The 18,156-nt window shown below is 61.7% G+C and carries 19 protein-coding genes; 3 read left to right on the top strand and 16 right to left on the bottom strand.

Annotated elements, in window-relative coordinates; all coding sequences use genetic code 11:
* The first annotated feature begins 121 nt into the window (after positions 1-121).
* Complete coding sequence (locus DMO26_RS10865) at positions 122-1,291, top strand: pyridoxal phosphate-dependent aminotransferase (protein ID WP_117192074.1); 1,170 nt, start codon at positions 122-124, stop codon at positions 1,289-1,291.
* 21 nt (positions 1,292-1,312) lie between these two features.
* Positions 1,313-2,590, top strand: a complete 1,278-nt coding sequence (locus DMO26_RS10860) for a cysteine desulfurase-like protein (protein ID WP_117192073.1) — start codon at positions 1,313-1,315, stop codon at positions 2,588-2,590.
* 83 nt (positions 2,591-2,673) lie between these two features.
* Here DMO26_RS10860 and DMO26_RS10855 read toward each other — a convergent pair whose 3' ends face one another.
* The 14 genes from DMO26_RS10855 to DMO26_RS10790 all read right to left on the bottom strand — a co-directional run bounded on the left by DMO26_RS10855 (position 2,674) and on the right by DMO26_RS10790 (position 15,112).
* Positions 2,674-2,949 (bottom strand): hypothetical protein, encoded by a 276-nt coding sequence (locus tag DMO26_RS10855; RefSeq protein ID WP_404947035.1) that lies wholly within the window; start codon positions 2,947-2,949, stop codon positions 2,674-2,676.
* A 151-nt stretch (positions 2,950-3,100) separates the two neighbouring features.
* Positions 3,101-4,015, bottom strand: coding sequence for a DUF6282 family protein (locus DMO26_RS10850; RefSeq protein ID WP_117192071.1), 915 nt, complete (start codon positions 4,013-4,015; stop codon positions 3,101-3,103).
* Positions 4,016-4,049: 34 nt separating this feature from the next.
* Complete coding sequence (locus DMO26_RS10845) at positions 4,050-4,964, bottom strand: cupin domain-containing protein (RefSeq protein WP_117192070.1); 915 nt, start codon at positions 4,962-4,964, stop codon at positions 4,050-4,052.
* A 23-nt stretch (positions 4,965-4,987) separates the two neighbouring features.
* Positions 4,988-5,755, bottom strand: a complete 768-nt coding sequence (locus DMO26_RS10840) for an HpcH/HpaI aldolase family protein (RefSeq protein ID WP_117192069.1) — start codon at positions 5,753-5,755, stop codon at positions 4,988-4,990.
* Between the two features lie 113 nt (positions 5,756-5,868).
* Positions 5,869-6,333, bottom strand: a complete 465-nt coding sequence (locus tag DMO26_RS10835) for a PaaI family thioesterase (RefSeq protein WP_117192068.1) — start codon at positions 6,331-6,333, stop codon at positions 5,869-5,871.
* On the bottom strand, positions 6,333-7,214 hold the full coding sequence (locus DMO26_RS10830) for a BKACE family enzyme (protein WP_117192067.1): 882 nt from the start codon (positions 7,212-7,214) through the stop codon (positions 6,333-6,335). Before DMO26_RS10830 ends, DMO26_RS10835 begins: the two co-directional genes overlap by 1 nt.
* Before the next feature lie 90 nt (positions 7,215-7,304).
* The gene (locus DMO26_RS10825; RefSeq protein ID WP_162894810.1) at positions 7,305-8,105 is read right to left on the bottom strand and encodes a helix-turn-helix domain-containing protein; all 801 of its coding nucleotides are present in this window, start codon (positions 8,103-8,105) and stop codon (positions 7,305-7,307) included.
* Positions 8,106-8,317: 212 nt separating this feature from the next.
* Entirely contained in the window at positions 8,318-9,538 is a 1,221-nt protein-coding gene (locus tag DMO26_RS10820; protein ID WP_117192065.1) for an MFS transporter, read from the bottom strand.
* A gap of 232 nt (positions 9,539-9,770) precedes the next feature.
* Positions 9,771-11,282 (bottom strand): tripartite tricarboxylate transporter permease, encoded by a 1,512-nt coding sequence (locus DMO26_RS10815; protein ID WP_117192064.1) that lies wholly within the window; start codon positions 11,280-11,282, stop codon positions 9,771-9,773.
* A gap of 7 nt (positions 11,283-11,289) precedes the next feature.
* The gene (locus tag DMO26_RS10810) at positions 11,290-11,775 is read right to left on the bottom strand and encodes a tripartite tricarboxylate transporter TctB family protein (RefSeq protein WP_117192063.1); all 486 of its coding nucleotides are present in this window, start codon (positions 11,773-11,775) and stop codon (positions 11,290-11,292) included.
* A 44-nt stretch (positions 11,776-11,819) separates the two neighbouring features.
* Positions 11,820-12,317, bottom strand: a complete 498-nt coding sequence (locus tag DMO26_RS10805) for a nuclear transport factor 2 family protein (RefSeq protein ID WP_117192062.1) — start codon at positions 12,315-12,317, stop codon at positions 11,820-11,822.
* A 13-nt stretch (positions 12,318-12,330) separates the two neighbouring features.
* On the bottom strand, positions 12,331-13,143 hold the full coding sequence (locus DMO26_RS10800; protein WP_117192061.1) for an amidohydrolase family protein: 813 nt from the start codon (positions 13,141-13,143) through the stop codon (positions 12,331-12,333).
* Entirely contained in the window at positions 13,136-14,062 is a 927-nt protein-coding gene (locus tag DMO26_RS10795) for a DUF6282 family protein (RefSeq protein WP_117192060.1), read from the bottom strand. The genes DMO26_RS10800 and DMO26_RS10795 overlap by 8 nt, the downstream gene beginning before the upstream one ends.
* Positions 14,063-14,131: 69 nt before the next feature.
* Positions 14,132-15,112 carry a Bug family tripartite tricarboxylate transporter substrate binding protein gene (locus tag DMO26_RS10790; protein ID WP_117192059.1) on the bottom strand — a complete coding sequence of 327 codons (981 nt, stop codon included), beginning with the start codon at positions 15,110-15,112 and terminating at the stop codon, positions 14,132-14,134.
* Between the two features lie 211 nt (positions 15,113-15,323).
* On the opposite strand from DMO26_RS10790, the gene DMO26_RS10785 reads away from it, so the two are divergent.
* A complete protein-coding gene (locus tag DMO26_RS10785; protein ID WP_117192058.1) occupies positions 15,324-16,238 on the top strand; it encodes a DUF6282 family protein in 915 nt (304 codons plus the stop codon).
* Positions 16,239-16,350: 112 nt separating this feature from the next.
* Here DMO26_RS10785 and DMO26_RS10780 read toward each other — a convergent pair whose 3' ends face one another.
* Entirely contained in the window at positions 16,351-17,103 is a 753-nt protein-coding gene (locus DMO26_RS10780; protein WP_117192057.1) for a TIGR04290 family methyltransferase, read from the bottom strand.
* A 2-nt stretch (positions 17,104-17,105) separates the two neighbouring features.
* Positions 17,106-18,146 (bottom strand): UDP-glucuronic acid decarboxylase family protein, encoded by a 1,041-nt coding sequence (locus tag DMO26_RS10775; protein ID WP_117192056.1) that lies wholly within the window; start codon positions 18,144-18,146, stop codon positions 17,106-17,108.
* Between the last annotated feature and the right edge of the window lie 10 nt (positions 18,147-18,156).

The raw sequence follows: 18,156 nt of genomic DNA, 5'->3' as shown, positions 1-18,156 counted from the left end.
TGTGCATTCATGTCGCGCTGCATTGAAACCCTCTTGATCCGACACCCACTTCACCATAGAAACATCCGCAAGTTTGATCAAATGCTCAACTCGAGTTATTTGAAAGCATATCGAGGAACGTATGGTCCGCCTAGCCCGCCGCATCACCCAAACATCTCCCAAAAGCTTCGGCATGTATGCCAAGGCAGCCGGCCTCGCAGGCAGCGGCCGCGACCTCATCCACCTGGAACTCGGCCGGCCCTTCCACGATACCCCCCAGCATATCAAGGATGCGACGATCGCGGCGCTGAAGCGCGGCGAAGTGCATTACAGCGACCTGCAGGGCCTTCCGCAGTTGCGCGAAGCGCTGGCGGCCAAGCTGCGCGGCTACAACCGCATGGACATTTCGGCAAATGAGATCATCGTCACCAACGGCCTGACTCAGGCCTCGTTCGCGGCCTTCATGACGCTCATCGATCAGGGCGACGAGGCGATCCTGCTGGAGCCCTATTATCCGCAGCATCTCGGCAAGATCGAGATGGCGGGCGGCAAGACGGTCATCGCTCCGCTCGACAGGGATACCGGCTTCCGCATCCGCCGCGATCTGATCGAAGCGAAGATCACCAAGGCGACCCGGATGATCGTGCTCGTCAACCCGGTCAATCCGACGGGCCGGGTGTATTCCCGCGCCGAACTCCAGATCGTCGTCGATCTCGCCATCGAGCACGATCTCGTGGTGTTGTCGGACGAAGTTTACGAACAAATCCTGTTCGACGGCGCCGAACACGTCAGCATCGCCTCGCTGCCCGGCATGAAGGAACGCACCGTCAGCATGTATGCCTTCACCAAGGCCTATGCGATGGACGGCTGGCGACTCGGCTATATCGCGGCAGACAAAAGCCTCATCCCGGGCCTGATGAAGATCACCTCGACCGAGGTCACCCATGTGAACACCTTCATCCAGTACGGCGCGCTGGCGGCTGTCACCGGGCCGGCATCGGCTTTGGATGCGATGGTCGCGGACGATCAGAAGAAGCGTGATCTTGTGGTTGCTCGCCTGAACCAGATGCCGGGCGTCATCTGCGCCCGTCCGGAAGGCACCATCTACGCCTTTCCGGATATCCGCGGCACCGGCCTGAAATCGCAGGATGCCGCCGACCTGATCCTCGAAAGGACCGGGGTGGTCGTCGAAGCTGGCAGCTTTTACGGCGAGATGGGCGAAGGCCATCTGCGCATCTGCTTCGGGTCCGAAAGCATCGAGCGCATAGGCGAGGCGATGGACCGCCTCACCACATTCTTCAACGAACTCTGACGGTCATTTAGGGAGAAGAGCATGAACACGCATGTGGCGGCGGGCGACAACATAGCCAAGGCCTTTCCGGTGGATGAGATCCGCGCCAAGTTTCCGGCGCTACAGAAATACAAGGACTTCATCTTCTTCGAAAATGCCGGCGGCGCCCAGGTTCCCCAGACGGTCGTCGATGCGGTCGCAGCCCACCTCGTCGATTGCAACGTGCAGCGCATGGCTCCCTACCTGCACAGCCGGGGCGTAGACCGCACTGTCGCCGAAGGCCGCGTCTCCGTCGGCCTGCTGGTCAATGCCTATCGTCCGGAGGAAATCTCCTTCGGCCTTAACGCCACCTCCTTCATCCGCCTCGTCAGCCTGGGCATCGCCAAGATGCTGAAGGAGCGGAACGAAATCATCGTCACCGACATGGACCATGATGCCGACATCGCCACTTGGACGGCGCTGGAAGCCGATGGCGCCAAGATCGTCTGGTGGAGGATGCGCAACGACGGAACGCTGCACACCGAAGACCTGAAGCCGCTCCTGAACGACAGGACCCGGCTCGTCGCCTGCACGGTTACCGCTCATTCGATCGGCACGATCGTCGACGTGGCGACAGTCGGCAAGCTGGCGCATGCCGCCGGCGCGGAGGTCTTCCTCGACTGCGTGCATTTCGGACCGCATGGCGTGATGGACGTGCAGGCCTGGGATTGCGACTATCTCGTCTGCTCCGGCTATAAGAATTTCTCCCCGCACATGGGCTTCCTCTGGGGCCGTTACGATGCGCTCGTCAGGCTGCCGACTTTCAAGGAGGACTTCATCCCCGACGTGCCGCCCTATAAGATCGAGGTTGGCACCTTCACCTACGAAAACGTCGCCGGCATGGATGCCGCCGTGCGATATCTCGAAGAGCTCGGTCACCGCTTCCTGCCCGCCGGCGAGCACTCGCGCCGCGAGGCTATTGTCTCGGCAATGACGGCGATCCGGGCTTATGAGCAGACACTCTCGAAGAAGATGCTGTCGGTTTTGAAGAAGCACGGCGCGACGGTCTATGGCGTGTCCGACGAAGCGCAGGTGGAAAAACGCGTGCCGACCATCTGCTTCAACATTCCCGGCCTGACGCCGCAGTACCTCGCGGCCGAACTCGGCAAACGCAATGTCGGCAGCCGCGACGGCCACATGTTCGCGCCGCGTCTGATGAAACGCCTCGGGCTCGCCATGGAAACCGGCTGCATGCGCGTTTCCATGGTTCACTACAACAAGATCGAGGAAATCGACCGCTTCGACGTCATCCTCGGAGAGATCATCAAGGCGGCGAAATAGCGATCATCCGGCGGCCATTTCTTGCCCGCCGTCAAACGAGGCTCTCGGGGCGCCTGCCGCGGGAACCTTTTGTTTTCCTGGGATCAATGAATGGCGGTGCTGATCATTCGGTAAGGATGGGCGGCATTGAACTGCGAAATCATCGCATTCGCCTGCTGAAGCACCTGTTCGGCCGCGTCGAGGTCTTCATGCACGAGCACGCCGGCATTAATGCGGATTGCCTCCGCCATATTGCTCGACAGGGCGGCAAAGTGCTGGTTGCCCTCCGCGAGGGCTTCGCGCGCGGTGCCCTCGAGCTCCTCCGCAAGGTTTACAAAAATCTCCTCACGTTCATCGACGCTGAGGTCACGGATCGTCATTCCCATCTGTTGCATCTCTGCCACCTACAAAAGTCTTGTGACGCGCCGGTCTCATGAAGCCCCGGCTCAGCAGACAGGTAAGAACGACGGAAAACGTGTTCAAGGCTTGTGCATGCGAATGCAGGAATCGTGACCTAATCAATGGCCTTCGTTAAAGTAGGCCCGCCGCATTGGTACCCACCAGCTTACGGATATCGGATTTGGGCATTTGCAGGTCGAGCAGGTCGTTGACGATGGCACGATACCCCTCGACCGGGCGCGGCATCTTTACGAGGCCGAGATCGGAGCCAAATATCGTCATCTCGACCCCGGCAAGGTCCACGAGGCGGCGTAATTCCGCGGCATCCCATTTGGAGGGGCCGCGCTCGTTCGGGATGAACATGCAGATCGAATGTTCCATGTAGACGCCGAGCCGGCTCAATTCCCGGATATCGTCGTCCGAGCAGCCGATGACATAAGTGGGATGATTGATCATCATCTTCTTCACTCCGCGCCGTTTGGCTTCGGGATACAGCACTTTCAGCTCATCCACCGAAAGGTGCCCGCTGGCGAGGATTATGTCGCCGGCTGCGACGACGTCGATCACCTCGTTGGTCTCCTTGGTCAGCTTACCGTTATCGTCGAGCACGGTGAGCGGAATGGGCGGCAGCATCGGATTAACGCTTTTGGGATAGTTCTTCGTCTCGTTGGCGCTCTTGTCGATGTGGTTCGCAGCCGCGAATGTCGGCATCCAGACGATCTTGCCGCCGAGCTTGACGGCATGGTCGACCGCATGCGGGTTGATGCCGCCGCTGGCGTTGTTGAGTGCCACGCCCGAATAGAGGCGCACGCCGGTATCCGGATAAAGCGTCTCGAGCAGCTTGGCATGCGCCATACCGGGATAGAAATGATCCTTGTAGACGAGTGCGGAGAAGCCGGCGTCGGACGCCTCCTTCATCGCCTCATAATGATCGAGCAGGCGCGGGAAGACGGCCGGCCCGCTATGGCAATGCAGGTCAACGGCACCAACGAGGAGATCCGCGATTTCGGCTTTGCGATCGGCGGTGGCGGATGAAGCTTCGGTCATGTGTGTCACTCCCATCAGGGCTGATTTGTCTGGTTCATCGCGCGATATTGTCTGGCGCGGGATATTCGTCTGCATTCAGTACCCAGCCGGGCTTTGCCGAAAAATCAGCCCGCGGCGGGCTGAATATGTCGACAAGCACGTTCTTCACCGGGTCCATGGACCGGGAGGTATGGATGGCCGGCGGTGGAATGACCGCAACGGAAGGAGCCGCACAGAGTTCGGCATCGTCAGGTCGCCACGCATTGAGATCGCTGATCCACGGCCAGCGCAAGTAGTGGATGTAGGAGCCCGCGACACAGAGCGAATATTGTTCGAAATCGTCATGGAAGTGCGGCGACATCTTGGTGATATCACGCGGACCGCTGCCGGGCAGGAAGTTCACCATGATCGTCGAGCAGCGGAAAATGATCCCGAATCGGCCGGGCTCCGGCGGAACGTCCAGGCTGTAATGCCGCAGCTTATGGCCGCCGACCGGATCGGGCCAGGCCTGAAACGGCGGCACGTTCGGATCGGAGCTGAGATAGGAGCCCGCATTCGAGCACTTGGCAACGAGGTCTTCGGCGCGGGTGGTGATTAGCCGGATCACCTCGCCGTCGCCTTTCAGATGCACCTCGCTGTCGCCTGGCGGCACGACGACGATGCAATAGCCGTCGGCCGTGATGCTCTGACCATTCCAGCGCACGTCCACCGATGTGTCCCTATTGGGAAGCAGAACCATATATTCGTCGAGTTGGTTCACCCGGGAAAGCACGAGGCCGGCTTTACCCCTGGTATGCGCCACAACAAGGTTCTGGCCTCGCGCATAATAGGTCTCGCTGCCGTCAACCACTTCCTGAGGCGGGGCGTCGTAGAAGCGGGCATATTCCGCGCCCTTGTAGGCCGTGGGAGCAGGATTGTTGCGGGCCGTCGCAGTATTGAGCACCGCCCGTGGGTCGTTTGCTGCGTACATGTTCGTATCCTGAGGTGATCGTTTCAGTTTACCGCGGCACTGAATTCGGCGCGGGTGCGATTGGCGCTGGCACGCAGAAGAGCCTGATCGGACGAGACGATGAAGGCGCTTGCACCATCCGCGCGGAACGGCCCTATTTCATCGACCGAACCGACCATGATGCAGATGGGTTTGCCGACTTTGCGGGCAGCTGCCATGATGCGGGAGACCGCATCCTTGACCACCGGTTCGCCGGCGGACTTGGCGCCGAGTGAAACCGTCAGGTCCCCGCGGCCGATGAAAATCCCGTCGAGCCCCTCGACGGTCACGATGTCTTCGATGACGTCGATCGCTTCTTTATCCTCGATCATCGCGAGTACCGCGACATCGCGATCCTGGGCCTCGATATGGGCCCACATGCCGGTGGCGCCATAACCGCCGGCGCGCGGCGAATTGGAAAAGCCGCGGGCACCGCCGCGATACCGGCTCGCGGCTACCACGGCGCGGGCGATCTCGACGGAGGCGAGATGCGGAACCAGCACTCCGCTCGCGCCGCAATCCAGCACCGATTGGATGGCGCTCGGAGCCGACGAGGGCACCCGGACGAGACCGGCAATGTCGTTCGCCCGGCATCCCAGCAGGATCTGGTCGGTCGCGAAACGATCGATCGGCGCGTGCTCTTCATCGATGACGACGAAATCGAACCCTGCGCCGCCGAGGATTTCCGAGGCATAGCTGGTGGGTGTCTTGACGAATGTGCCGAGCAGTTGCTGACGCGCCTTGAAGCGCGCCGTAAACTCTGTCCGTGGCATTCTTTTCCTCCCCGATGCCGCTTGGTTTCTGCCACTCTGCGGCGTTTGGCGGCATTGGGCGAGGGTCGGCGTGGCGACATTTCAATGACTGAAATACAAGTCCAAAGGCCTACTTAGCCCAGCGGCTTGACCAGCTTGAACACGGCCTGCAGCGATGCAACCGCCTCGCCACCCACTTCCGCAAGCCCATCCAGAAACACCAGCATGCGCGTCCGCCGGGTGATGCGGCACCGGCCGATCAGAAAATCCAACGGCCGCACCGCCGCTAGGAACTGGACGTTGAGTTGCACCGTGACCGACTGGACGGGCGGCGCATCCGGCCCCTGGGCGCGCGACAGCGTCTCGAATAGCGTGCCTCCGAGCGCCTGGTCGCAGAAGGTGGCAAGGCAGCCTCCGTGCATCACACCCGCATTGTTGAGCGTGTTCGGCGTGCACAGCAGCCCCAGAAGGAACTGATTGCCCTCATGTTTTTGCCAGAACGGGCCGATCAGCTCGGAAAAGGGATTGGAGCGGCGTTTGGTCCAACCCGCAGCGGCCGGATCGAACACCGCTTCGGAAACCGGATTGAGATCGTTCATCAGGCAGCCGCCCTTGTCGCTTCCAGCGACAGGATCTCGCGGGCTTCGGCCGGTGTCGCGGGCTCCGCACCGAGTGCCCTGATGATTTCCACCGCGCGCCGGACCAGCGGCACGTTGCCCTCGGACAAGACACCGTACTCCAGATAGAGATTGTCCTCCAGTCCGACGCGGCAATGCCCGCCGAGGATGACCGACTGGGCGACCATCGGCATCTGGAACCGGGAAATGCCGAAGGCCGACCATGGTGTGCCCGGCGGAATGAGCGAGCGCATCAGCAGCATCGCTTCGGTCGTGGCCGGAGCCCCGCCCGGAATGCCGAGGCAGAATTGGAAGAACGGCGGTTTCGGCAGATGCCCTGCCTCCAGAAGCCGCATCGCGACACCGACATGGCCGATGTCGAACACCTCGAGTTCCGGCTTCACGCCGGCCGCCTGGATGGTCTTCGCCATGGCGATCAGATGCGGCGGCGTGTTGACGATGGCCCGATCGCCGAAATTCATGGTTGCTACGTCCAACGTGCAGATATCGGGACGCAGGCGCGACACATGGTCGGTGCGAACGCTCGGCGAGCGGACCGGCGGCACCGCCGTCTCGTCCAGGGTCGGCGCGTAACCCGCGCCCGGGCCGGCGGTCAGGTTGACGATGAAATCCACCCCGGACGCGCGGATGCGCCGCATCACGTCTTCATAAAGTTCGAACTGCATCGAGGGAGCGCCGGTCTGCGGGTCGCGGACATGGATATGCACCGATGCGGCACCGGCTTTCGCAGCCGCTATCGCCTCGTTGGCGATCTGTTCCGGTGTGATGGGCACGTATTGGCTGTTCTTGGACAGCGCGCTGCCGCCGGTGACGGCACATGTCAGTATCACCCTGCGTTTCATTGGGATCTCTCCTTGGGTTGGCGGCGCGGTGGCCATGGCCGGACCTGCCCCTGATCGAGCAATGTTCGACGGATATCGGTTGAATGTCGCTTAGTAGCCGGTGCTGTTCAGGCTGCGCATATCCACCTGGATGGCGGACGCCGCCTCGATCATGGGCTGAACCACGGTTTCCAGAATGCGATCCGGCGGAACAGCCGTGCGGTAGAAGCCGACCCCCATGCAGGCCGAGCAGCGCTGCCCGTCAAGGATCGGAACAGCCACGAAGTCAAAAACCCTCCGCGGTCCTCCCACCCTTGCATAGCCGCGTTTGCGGGTCGTCCGCAGGTCCCGCAGCACGCGCGCGGCATCGAAAGGCCTGCCCTGTTCGCGGCGCTGCTGGGTCAGCGCGTTGAGAAGCAGGGCACGCTCCTCATCGTCGCAGAAAGTCAGATAACACTGCCCCATCGCCGTCAGCTCCAGGTCGAGGAAACGGTGCAACACGGGGAACGGATAGGCCCAGGGGCTGATCGGCGCCGTCGTGAAGCTGACCAGAATATGGCCGTCCCTCAGCGTTCCAAGGCTTACCGGCCATTTGATATCGTTGGTCAGGGCAACGGCCCGCGATCGCGCCGCCTCGATCAAGAGCGGCGCACCGGTGAAGCCGGAGGCCAGCGAAACGACCTTGGAGGTAACGCTGTAACCGCCGACGAAATTGTCGCGCACCACATATCCTTCGCTGATCAGCGTTTCGAGCATCCGCACGATGGTCGGCTTGGAAAGCCCCGTCACCTGATGCAGCGAACCGATGGTGGCGATACGTTGCGCATTGAGCGCCTGCAACAACAGCAGAACCCGGCGCGCGGACTCGACGGGGGCATAGGAGGCCTTGTGTTCGTCGACGCTGCCACGCAATGAATTCGCCCTACAATGAAGATCGTTATATTTCGGTAGCTGGGGAGATTTGGCCGGTCTCTCCTTCAACTCGCTTTCCAACATTCAGAACTCCTCCCAGAATTCCTCTGCATCGGTCTCCCAACCGATGCCCGAACGAAAGGTAGTCCGGGAGGGGCAGCTATGCCAGCGGCTTCTTTTTTCATTTCAAGGAATGAAATGCCGGTCCGGCTTCAATGAGCCCGGAGAAAGGCGAGAGCAATGACGCCGGCATAACAGGCGGCGAGCGCAGAGACAGCGATCACGGGCGCAACCATGCCCACGAATGTGGCCGCCGTTCCGATCAGGAAGCTGCCAACCGCCGGTCCGCCGCGAATGATCATGCTGTAGATGCCCATCACCCGCCCCAGCTTGCCGGGTTCGCTTTCGAGCTGCAGCAGGGCCTGTCCGGCGATCCCCGCATACATGTTGGCAAACGACATGCAGAAGATCGCGATGAGCGCCAAGTGGAAGCTGGGTGTCAGCGCGAGCACCGCGAGGGAGACCGTGGAGCAAAGCGCGGCAAGCGCGATGCTGAGCGCACCGCGCGTGCTCGGCGGCCGCCAGAGAGTTATGGTGCCGGATACGACCGAGCCAAGCGCGGAGGCCGCCATCAATCCGACAAACCCGTCTATGCCTTTCGCGAACAGGGCATCGGAGACGGCCGGCAACATCTGCAGGATCCCGTTGACGCTGATGCCGGTCGCCCCCATCAACCCCAGCGTGGCGAGCAGGCTTCGGTGACCCAGCACATAACGGAAACCGTCGGCGGTCCCTGACCCATGAACGGCGTCAACCGACCGATCTGTGCCCTTCTGCACCCGGATCACCGCAAGCGCATAGGAGAAGAAGGCGATCGCCACGGCGCTCGCCGCAAAGGTGACGCCGACGTTGACCTCGCTGATCAGGACGCCCGCAATGATCGGTCCGACGAATCGGGCCAGGTTGAAGCTCAGCGCATTGAGCGCGACTGCGGCATGCAGATAGTCTGGCGGCACGATCTCCCGGATCAGCGACAACCGCGCCGGCTGCTCCAGGCTGCTGGAGACCCCCAGAATCAGCGTCAAGCCGAACAGCACTTCGACGGAGGTCAGTCCCAACCACGACAGGAGCGCGAGCACGACGGACTGCAGGATGGCGACAAACTGAGCCGACCGCAGCACCTTGATCTTGTCATGCGCGTCGGCAAGCGAGCCGGCGAAGCTGCTGAGGAAGATCGACGGCAGCATGTCGGCGGCAGCGATCAATCCGAGCCAGAAAGGCGACCTGCTGAGTTCCCAGGCAAGCCACGCAACGCCGATCTTCTGCATCCACATGCCGAGCACCGAGACGATACTGCCGATGGCGAAGCGGCGATAGTGCAGGTCCTTCAGGGCAAGCAGCGGATTGTAGCGCCGAACCTTGGCCATGCTCATGGGCACGGCCGGCGGAGATGGAGACTGAACACGCGTCGCAAGCTTCACCTGTGAACATCGGGATGGATGATGAACCGACAGGCGCCCGCGGAACGCCTCTCCGATCCCCAACCAGTTAGAGCGCCGGATGATAGACGGTCCACCTTCGGCGCCCGACGATTTCAATGCATGAAACAAAGGCAATGCCGCCGACCGCAGGCGGACCGCCTATCCGCGATCGCTCCCGCGAGCTTCAGTCGTCCTCGGCAAACACCACCTTGCGACGATTTCGGATTGCCGGAAACAGCACGGCGAACAGCGTTATCGCCGCGACTGTCAGCAAGCCCGCGGTGATCGGCCGATGAAAGAAGGCCAGCGGATTGCCATCCGCCAGCAGCATGGCGCGGCGCAGGTACTCTTCGAGCATTGGCCCTAGGACGAACCCGAGCAGCAATGGCGCAGGTTCGCAATCGAGCTTGGTGAGCCCGTAGCCGACCACGCCGAACACCGCCATCACCACAAGGTCGAACGGATTGTTGCCGACGCTGTAGACGCCGATCGCCGAGAAACCGATGATGGCCGGGAACAAGAGATGATTGCGAACCGAGAGCAGCTTCACCCAGAGCCCGACAAGCGGCAGGTTGAGGATAACCAGCATCAGGTTGCCGATCCACATCGAGACGATCACGCCCCAGAACAGAACCGGCTTCTCGTTGACGAGGTTGGGGCCTGGCGCCACGCCCTGCAGCATCAAGGCGCCGATCATCAGTGCCATGATCGCGTTCGAGGGAATGCCGAGCGTCAGCATCGGAATGAAGGAGCTCTGGGCACCGGCATTGTTGGCCGATTCCGGACCGGCGACACCTGCAATCGCGCCGTGCCCGAAGCGTTCCGGATGGAGGGAGATCTTCTTCTCCAGCGCATAGGAGGTGAAGGACGAGAGCATCGCCCCACCGCCCGGCAGGATTCCAAGGATGGAACCCAGGCCCGTGCCGCGCAGGATCGGTCCGGCCGAGTCCTTGATGTCGGCCCAGGTGGGCATCAGACCGGTCACGCGCGTCGTCAGCACATCCCGCTCCTGTTCCTTCTCGTCCTCCAGACCGCGCAGGATCTCGGCGATCGCGTAGACGCCCGAACCGAAGGCGATGATCGGAATGCCGTCGGCAAGATCGAGCGTGCCGAGCGTCAGACGCATGCTGCCGGTATAGACATCGGTTCCCACGCAGCCGAGCAACAGGCCCAGCACGATCATCACCAGGCCCTTCAGAACCGAACCGTGCGCCAGCGCGATCGACGCTACGACGCCGAGCACCATCAGCGCGAAATAGTCGGAAGGCCCAAAGCTGAGGGCGAGCGATGTCAGCGGCTTGGCGAAGAGTGCGATGACGAGCGTGGCGACGCAGCCGGCGAAGAAGGAGCCGAGCGCGGCAATGGCGAGTGCGGCGCCTGCCCTGCCCTGGCGCGCCATCTGGTAACCGTCGATCGCGGTCACCGCGGAAGTCGCCTCGCCGGGCAGGTTGATCAGGATCGCCGTAGTCGAACCGCCGTATTGGGCACCATAATAGATGCCGGCCAGCATGATCATCGAGGCCTCGGGTGCAAAACCGAACGTCACCGGCAGCAGGATGGCGATCGTGCCCAGCGGCCCGATGCCCGGCAGAACGCCGACGGCAGTACCGAGCAGGCAGCCGATGAAGCAGAACATCAGATTGGAAGGTTCGAGAACCGCTCCGAAACCGAGCGCAAGATTGGCGAAGATGTCCATGGCGTTTCTAGCCCGTGATCAGGTCGCCCCAGAGGGGGATTGGCAGGTTCAGGAGGAAGTGGAACACCGCGACGCAAAAGACGGTGAAGCCGGTAGATAGCAGAAGGGATTGGCGCAGATTGGCGAAGCGGCTGGCAAAGCTGGAGAAGAAGATCGTCAGCGCGACGGCGATCACCAGGCCCAGCGACTGGATCGTCGCCGCGAAGACAAGGGGAGAACCCATGATCAGAACGGACGACTTGACGGAGGCAAAGCGAAGCGGCGGGGTGCCGGGCGAAATCGGGGTGAAGGCGATCGCCAGAGCCAGCAGGGCCAGCACGATCGACAGCATGACGGGGAAGAAGCCGGCCCCCATCTCGGCCGCAGTGCCGATGCTGAGCGTGCTGTAGGCATAGATGCCGGTCACAGCGCTGAAACATACGAAGATGGCCGCAAAAGTGACGTTTCGGCGACTGAACGAGTGCCGGTCGGGCTGTCTCGTCTCGATGCTCATGCTGTTTTCCTCCTCAACGGCATCCGATCTGTCTGGTGCAGAAACTAACTTTGGTCCGGTCGGGTTACTTTTGATAATAGGGTATTCCGCAGATGCTCCGGCATCGTCGTCGTCGGCTCCTCGCCCTTGAACAGGTGGGTGAAAGTCTTCGACCTGATCTTCCAGCCACCCGTCCCATCGCGCGCCAGCACTTCGACGACCTCCGAAATACTGTTCGGCGCACTCACCGGCAGGACGGGCAGACCGTCGATCGCATAGATGGTCATGATATATTTGATCGTCGCCCGATCCGCGCCCTCGATTAATATCATCGGATTGTTGACGAGATGGCGCGCGACGCGATCGCCGCGGCCGCGGCGCCAGTCGTAGAATGCCTTGATCTGCTCGCGGCCGACGAAGGCCGAAGGGCCGGACCCGAATACGCCGTCTTCTGTGAACATCATGTGGGCATGCGTACCCCAGTTGGTATCGACTTCGTTCCAATATTCGGTGACGAGAGACAGGATCTCCGCCTTGGCCGTCAGTTCCGCAAGTGCATTCATTTTCGATACCGCGCTACATGAAATAGAGTTCGAGCGCGTTGCGCCCGCCGATGCGTCGCCGCATGGCAGGATCCGGCACCCATTCGGAAAGCGCCGCCACGGTCTGGCCGTAGGTGACGCGATTTTCGTAAGCTGCAAACGGCCAGTCGCTCGCCCAGACCAGGCGCTCTCCACTCGTCCGTTCTATAAGCTCCCGTGCGCAGTCCACGGCAGCCGAAAGCGGCTTGAACCGATAGCCCGCCGAGAGCTTGACCCAGGTATTGCCCCGGTCGATGGCATCGAGGACCAGGCGAAAACCCGGATCGTCCACGCCTTTGCCGGCTTCGGGCATGCCCATGTGATCGATCACCATGCGTGCCCCAGCCGCCTCGATCTCCCGCATCATCACCGGCAGGCGGTCCGCCCGTTCGATCAGATGGACATGCCAGCCGAGATCGGCGACCCGCCGCAGCAGCCGACGATAGTCCAGCGACGTGATGTCCGGCGCCTCCGCAAGCGTCCGCCACATCAGCCTGATCCCGACGAAGCCGTCGTCCCGCATTCGCTCCAGTTCGTATATGCCGATCGACGGCGACACGATTGCGGTTGCCCTGAGCCGGCGATGTCTGCGTAAGGCACCACGCACATGGTCATTGTATTCGCCATGTAAGCTGGCGGCAGCGACAACACCTAATGCGATACCGTGAGCGTCGAGCAGCCCGATCAATTTCTCGACGCCCGCGTCTTCCGGCGGCTTGTGCCAGGCGCTCGCAGAGAGCGGCAGATCGGTGGTGTAGATGTGAAAATGCGCGTCCACCAGCGGTGGTTCGTTACCGGGCTCAGCCATGCGGAAGCGCTCCGTGTTTCACGCGCTTGTCCAGATCGAGCAGACGGCGCGGATTTTCTCCGATCGCCCGCCGGATTTCCAGTTCCCCGAGCCCGAAATCCTGCCAGCTTCGCAGAGCCGCCGTGTAGTGTTGGCGAAGGGAGTTGGCCTCGCCATCCGAATGCAGTCCGAGGATGAGCCGGTCGGGATGCGTCGCCGCCAGGGTGGCAGCCAGATTGCGGTCGCGTCCCTGGCTGGCTGCCGAGATCATGACATAGGCCCCCTGCCCCAGCATGACATCCACATCCCCCGGCCGAGCCCCGTTGTTGTGCATGGGGTCCACCGCCAGCAGCCTCATCACGCCGCAGGCAGCCGCCTGTTCGAAGAGTGCCAGCACTTCGCTGGCATGCAGAAAACCCGCCCCCAGCACGCCGTCCCTCGCCGCCACGATCTCCAGCAGTTCCTTTAGCTGGGGCAGGACCTTGCCGCGGGCATCCACCACGCTGAGAGCAGGCCCTCCTGCATCGAGACCGGCCCGCGGACGCGCCGGCCAGCGCTTCCTCCTGAGGAAGTTCTCTGCCGAAAGCGTCGGCATGTGAACGACCTTGCCCGAAAGCATGAGCGTATGCTCGGCTGCGTAGACGTTGAGGCCGCCGACTGTCGTATTCAGCGTGACGCTGCCATGCAAGATCATGGATGCACTCTTGAAATCCGCATCGGCCAGATAGGCTGCCATCGGCGCAGTGCAATAATCATGGGCCTGCAGCACGATGGCCCTCATCCCCAGTTCCTGGGCCTGGCCCGCGATCTCGATCGCGTCGAGACCGGTTGCCCGGTGCGACAACCCCTCAAGATCACAGGCCATGTCGACCGATCCGGAAAGCCAGCCGACGAGCGGATCGGCAGGCCCATGCGATCGGGCAAGGACGTCAATCGACATCGGATATGCTCCCGGATTATCTGGAATTTGCCGACATGGCGGCTGCCCGTTCGCGGAGCAGCCGCCGGCCTATTCGCTCCGGATCTTGTATTTGGCGATAATGCCCCGCCAGAGTGCTTCCTCGTCCACCACGATCTTGTGGAACTCCTCCGGCGTGGTCGGCGCGGCGACCTGCCCTGCCACGGCGAACTTCTTGATCGCCTCTTCCGACCTCAGATACTCGGTGAGCACCTGGTTGATTTTCTTGACGATCGCCGGAGGCGTGCCCTTGGGCGCCATGACGCCGCCCCACGGCACGGCGACAAGGTCTAGCCCTGCCTCCTTCAAAGTTGGTACGTTCGGCAGGATTTTCGCACGCTGGGCAGAGATCACGGCGAGCGGCTTGAGGCTGCCCGTCTCGATATGCTTGATATAGGCGTCGCCGAGATAGTCCACCGAGAGATCCAGGCTCGCCGACAGCATGTCGGTCACGATCGGCGGGCTACCCTTGTAGCTGACGAGCTTGATGTCGATATCGGCCATGTCCATGATCGCGGTCTCGATCATGTGGCCATAGGAACCGATGCCGTTGTTGCCCGCACTCACCTGCGAAGGATTTTCCTTGGCGTAGGCGATCAGCTCGCTGAGATTGTTCGCGGGGAAGTCCTTGCGGGCCACCAGCACCATGTCGCCGACCGAAAACTGGATGATATGCTCGAAATCCTCGAGAGGCTTGTAGGGCAAACCGGGCATCGTATTGGTAAAATTGGCCGCCGGCCCTGGATATGCCGTCACCAGCGTATAACCATCCGGTTTCTGGCGTGCCACGTAACCCGTGCCGATCGCGCCGCCCGCACCCGGCTTGTTTTCGACGATGACGGTCTGGCCGACGCCCTTTTCCAGGGCGGCGGCAACCAGGCGCGCCAGATAATCGCTGCCTGCCGCGAATGCGTGAACCAGAGTGATCGGCTTGTCCTTCGGCCATTCTCCCGCAAGGCCAGTACTGCTCGTCGCGCTCACCCCCGTGAACGCCAGCAGAGCAATACCGATGGATGTCAGTAACTTGCACATTTTTCTCCTCCCTCGATCCGGGGGTGGCGCTTATAGCTTCTTGTCCCGGTGGCAACGGATCATAAACAAAAGCACGGCCTCGGCTATTGCGGCGGGGCATCTGTTTCAACCATTGAAATAGGATACCGCACCCCGTGGACGCCGAGGCGCCTCCCCCACAGCTTGGAAGCTGCCAGTCATCGCTTCAACAGTCGCGCAAGGGTTTCGGCCGATGGTGCTCCATCATGCCCACGATGATCAAGCCGTCGATGCGTTGCTGCGCGGCGCGGTGGACCTCCATTGCCATAGTGGCCCCTCGGTCATGGGCCGCAAGGTCAACCATGCCGAAGAGATCGCCGAGGCGGAGGCCGCCGGCATGCATGCAATCCTGATCAAGGACCATTTCTATTCGGCGACCCCAGTGCTGGAACTCATCAAGCGTCACCGGCCGGCGGGCAACGAGCTGGAAATCCTCTCCGGCGTACCGCTCAACAATGCGCTCGGCGGCCTCAACCCGAGAGCCGTCAAGGTGGGCCTCGGAATGGGTGCGCGGCTGGTCTGGATGCCGACGCTCTCCTCTTCCAACCACCTCCGGATCGCTCATTATTACGATCTGGCCGGCAAGCTTGGAATGCTGCCGCCGGAAGGTCTCAGCGTGCTGACAGTCAACGGCATCCTCCGCGACGAGGTCAAGGAAATCATCGATCTGATCGCAGAACACGACGCAGTGCTCTGCGGCGGCCATCTGCATGTCAGCGAAATGTACCCGCTGTTCACGGAGGCGAAAAAACGCGGGGTCAGGCGCATGCTGGTGTCGCACCCGACCTTCTGGATCGATGCCGATCTCGCCGACCTGCGAGAACTCGCGTCGATGGATGTCCATCTCGAACATTGCGCCTGTATGCTCATCGACTGTCCCTCCCGACAGTTCACCGCCGAGGAACTGCACGACTATGTGGAAGCCGGCGGCTTGGACCGCACCATCCTCGGCTCCGACCTCGGACAGCCGATCAATCCGCGCCCGGTGGAGGGCTTTCGCTCGGTCATCAAACTGTGCCTCGACAGCGGTTTCACGCGCGAAGAAACGCGGCGAATGACCTCGCTCAACGCCTGTTCGCTAATGGGTCTTCGACCGCCCGCCAGTTGACCTGATAATGCGGCTGCCGTGCTCGAATTCGACAGGATCGTCCTTCTCGCGTCTATCCGTCATATCGGCCGGGCTAACCTCGTGCGATCGATCAGCTGGGGCAATGTAAACCTCAGGAGCCTGGAGGCGGCTCTACCGCATAGTGCCGCTCGCCCCTCCGGCAGAGATAGACCTCCCGTTCCGGATTGGCTTCGATGACGAAGCCCGAACTGCTTAGCATGGCCTCGACGGCCGGCTTGTTGGGGATGAACCAGTTCGTCGGGTCCCCGGCATATCGTTCCTTGACGAAGAAGAGTTTCGGATAGTCCGGCCGGTCGAAGACCGACCATTCCGAAAAATCGTAGTCCTCCTGAAGATCGGGAATTCGCTCGTCACCCCGCTGCAGGCATTGGAAGAGCATGCGGTCCCCGACGACCTGCTCGTAAAGCAGATCAAGCGCCAAGAGCGGATGACGCAGGTGATAGAGTACCCCCATGAAGATGACGAGATCGAACTTTTCATTCAGCTTGCCGACGTCATAGACGGACATCTGCTTGAATTCCATATTCAACCCGGTTTCCGCCGCAACGAATTGCGCCTGCCGCAGATAGCGGGCGTCAGTATCGATGCCCACCACCCGGCCTGCATTCCGTCGTTTCATCTCCAGTGCGTAAAAGCCGGCATTGCAGCCGACGTCGAGCACGCTGCACCCCTGCAGGTCGCCCGGGATGACGTGTTTGAACCCTTCCCACTTGAACCTGGGGTAATCGCCGAGAAAATGCTCCGGAGCCGTCTGCACACCGCCGATCTCGAGGTTGTGAAACCAGGGGCCAAGCTCGGCGATCTTCCTTCGTAAATCATCCTCGCTTCTTCGCCTTACATCCATGCTCACGCTCCTGCATGAATTTCCGGTACTGGAGACGGCCGCCGTGCTTTAGACGAATGCGGGGCGGCTGGGTGCTCGCCAAGCGTCGCGACGAACCAATCCGCGGTATGCCTGAGCCCCTCAGACAGCGGAATTTTCGGCTGCCAGCCGAGCAGTTCGCGCGCTCTGGCGATATCCGGCCGCCGGCGCTGCGGGTCGTCCTGCGGCAGCGGCCGATGGACGATCCGCCCGCCGGCCGGCACCATGTCCAGCACCATGGCCGCCAGCTCGTTGATGGTGAACTCTCCCGGGTTACCGAGATTGACCGGGCCTTCAGGATTGGGATCGACATCCATCAACGCCATCAGACCCGCTACCAGGTCACTGACGAAGCAGAAGGAGCGGGTTTGCTCGCCGGTGCCGTATATCGTCAGCGGCTCACCGGAGATCGCCTGTACCAGGAGGTTGGAGATGATCCGTCCATCATGCGGCTGCATCCTCGGCCCGTAGGTATTGAAGATGCGTGCAACGCGGGCGTCGACCTTGCCGGCGCGCAGCATGTCGAAACAAAGCGCTTCGGCTGCCCGCTTGCCCTCGTCATAACACGCACGCGGACCGGTGCAATTGACGTTGCCGCGATAGTCTTCCCGCTGCGGGTGTTCGACCGGGTCGCCATAGACTTCGCTCGTCGAAGCCTGAAGAAACGACGCGCCGTTCCGTTCGGCGAGCGTCAGCAGATTGCCGGTGCCGGCAACGCAGGTCATCATCGTATGCACCGGATCGGCCTGATACTGCGGTGGCGAGGCGGCGCAGGCCAGATTGTAGATCTGGTTTACGGGTTCATCGATGCTCTCCAGGACGCAGATGTCCATCTCGATCAGCCGGAAATGAGGATGGTTCGCCAGCGGCCTGACATTGTCTTCCGAGCCGGTGATATAGCTGTCGACACAGATGACCCGATCGCCGCGGGCAAGCAGCGCATCGCATAGATGCGAACCGACGAAGCCGGCACCCCCAGCGACAAGAACGGTCTTTCCCTTTCCGTTTCGGGTTTTTTGCAGCATTACACCTCTC

Source organism: Rhizobium terrae, assembly GCF_003425685.1.
GTDB lineage: Bacteria > Pseudomonadota > Alphaproteobacteria > Rhizobiales > Rhizobiaceae > Neorhizobium > Neorhizobium terrae.
The sequence above is the reverse complement of the archived record's forward strand: the minus strand, read 5'-3'. Positions and strand labels throughout refer to the sequence as shown.

Bases quoted from the DNA above. Each gene is read 5' to 3' on its own strand.
- DMO26_RS10865 (WP_117192074.1), top strand. From the start codon at position 122: ATGGTCCGCCTAGCCCGCCGCATCACCCAAACATCTCCCAAAAGCTTC.
- DMO26_RS10830 (WP_117192067.1), bottom strand. From the start codon at position 7,214: ATGAAACGCAGGGTGATACTGACATGTGCCGTCACCGGCGGCAGCGCG.
- DMO26_RS10810 (WP_117192063.1), bottom strand. From the start codon at position 11,775: ATGAGCATCGAGACGAGACAGCCCGACCGGCACTCGTTCAGTCGCCGA.
- DMO26_RS10800 (WP_117192061.1), bottom strand. From the start codon at position 13,143: ATGGCTGAGCCCGGTAACGAACCACCGCTGGTGGACGCGCATTTTCAC.
- DMO26_RS10780 (WP_117192057.1), bottom strand. From the start codon at position 17,103: ATGGATGTAAGGCGAAGAAGCGAGGATGATTTACGAAGGAAGATCGCC.
- DMO26_RS10860 (WP_117192073.1), top strand. From the start codon at position 1,313: ATGAACACGCATGTGGCGGCGGGCGACAACATAGCCAAGGCCTTTCCG.
- DMO26_RS10805 (WP_117192062.1), bottom strand. From the start codon at position 12,317: ATGAATGCACTTGCGGAACTGACGGCCAAGGCGGAGATCCTGTCTCTC.
- DMO26_RS10850 (WP_117192071.1), bottom strand. From the start codon at position 4,015: ATGACCGAAGCTTCATCCGCCACCGCCGATCGCAAAGCCGAAATCGCG.
- DMO26_RS10845 (WP_117192070.1), bottom strand. From the start codon at position 4,964: ATGTACGCAGCAAACGACCCACGGGCGGTGCTCAATACTGCGACGGCC.
- DMO26_RS10815 (WP_117192064.1), bottom strand. From the start codon at position 11,282: ATGGACATCTTCGCCAATCTTGCGCTCGGTTTCGGAGCGGTTCTCGAA.
- DMO26_RS10775 (WP_117192056.1), bottom strand. From the start codon at position 18,146: ATGCTGCAAAAAACCCGAAACGGAAAGGGAAAGACCGTTCTTGTCGCT.
- DMO26_RS10795 (WP_117192060.1), bottom strand. From the start codon at position 14,062: ATGTCGATTGACGTCCTTGCCCGATCGCATGGGCCTGCCGATCCGCTC.
- DMO26_RS10790 (WP_117192059.1), bottom strand. From the start codon at position 15,112: ATGTGCAAGTTACTGACATCCATCGGTATTGCTCTGCTGGCGTTCACG.
- DMO26_RS10820 (WP_117192065.1), bottom strand. From the start codon at position 9,538: ATGAGCATGGCCAAGGTTCGGCGCTACAATCCGCTGCTTGCCCTGAAG.
- DMO26_RS10835 (WP_117192068.1), bottom strand. From the start codon at position 6,333: ATGAACGATCTCAATCCGGTTTCCGAAGCGGTGTTCGATCCGGCCGCT.
- DMO26_RS10785 (WP_117192058.1), top strand. From the start codon at position 15,324: ATGGTGCTCCATCATGCCCACGATGATCAAGCCGTCGATGCGTTGCTG.
- DMO26_RS10840 (WP_117192069.1), bottom strand. From the start codon at position 5,755: ATGCCACGGACAGAGTTTACGGCGCGCTTCAAGGCGCGTCAGCAACTG.
- DMO26_RS10855 (WP_404947035.1), bottom strand. From the start codon at position 2,949: ATGACGATCCGTGACCTCAGCGTCGATGAACGTGAGGAGATTTTTGTA.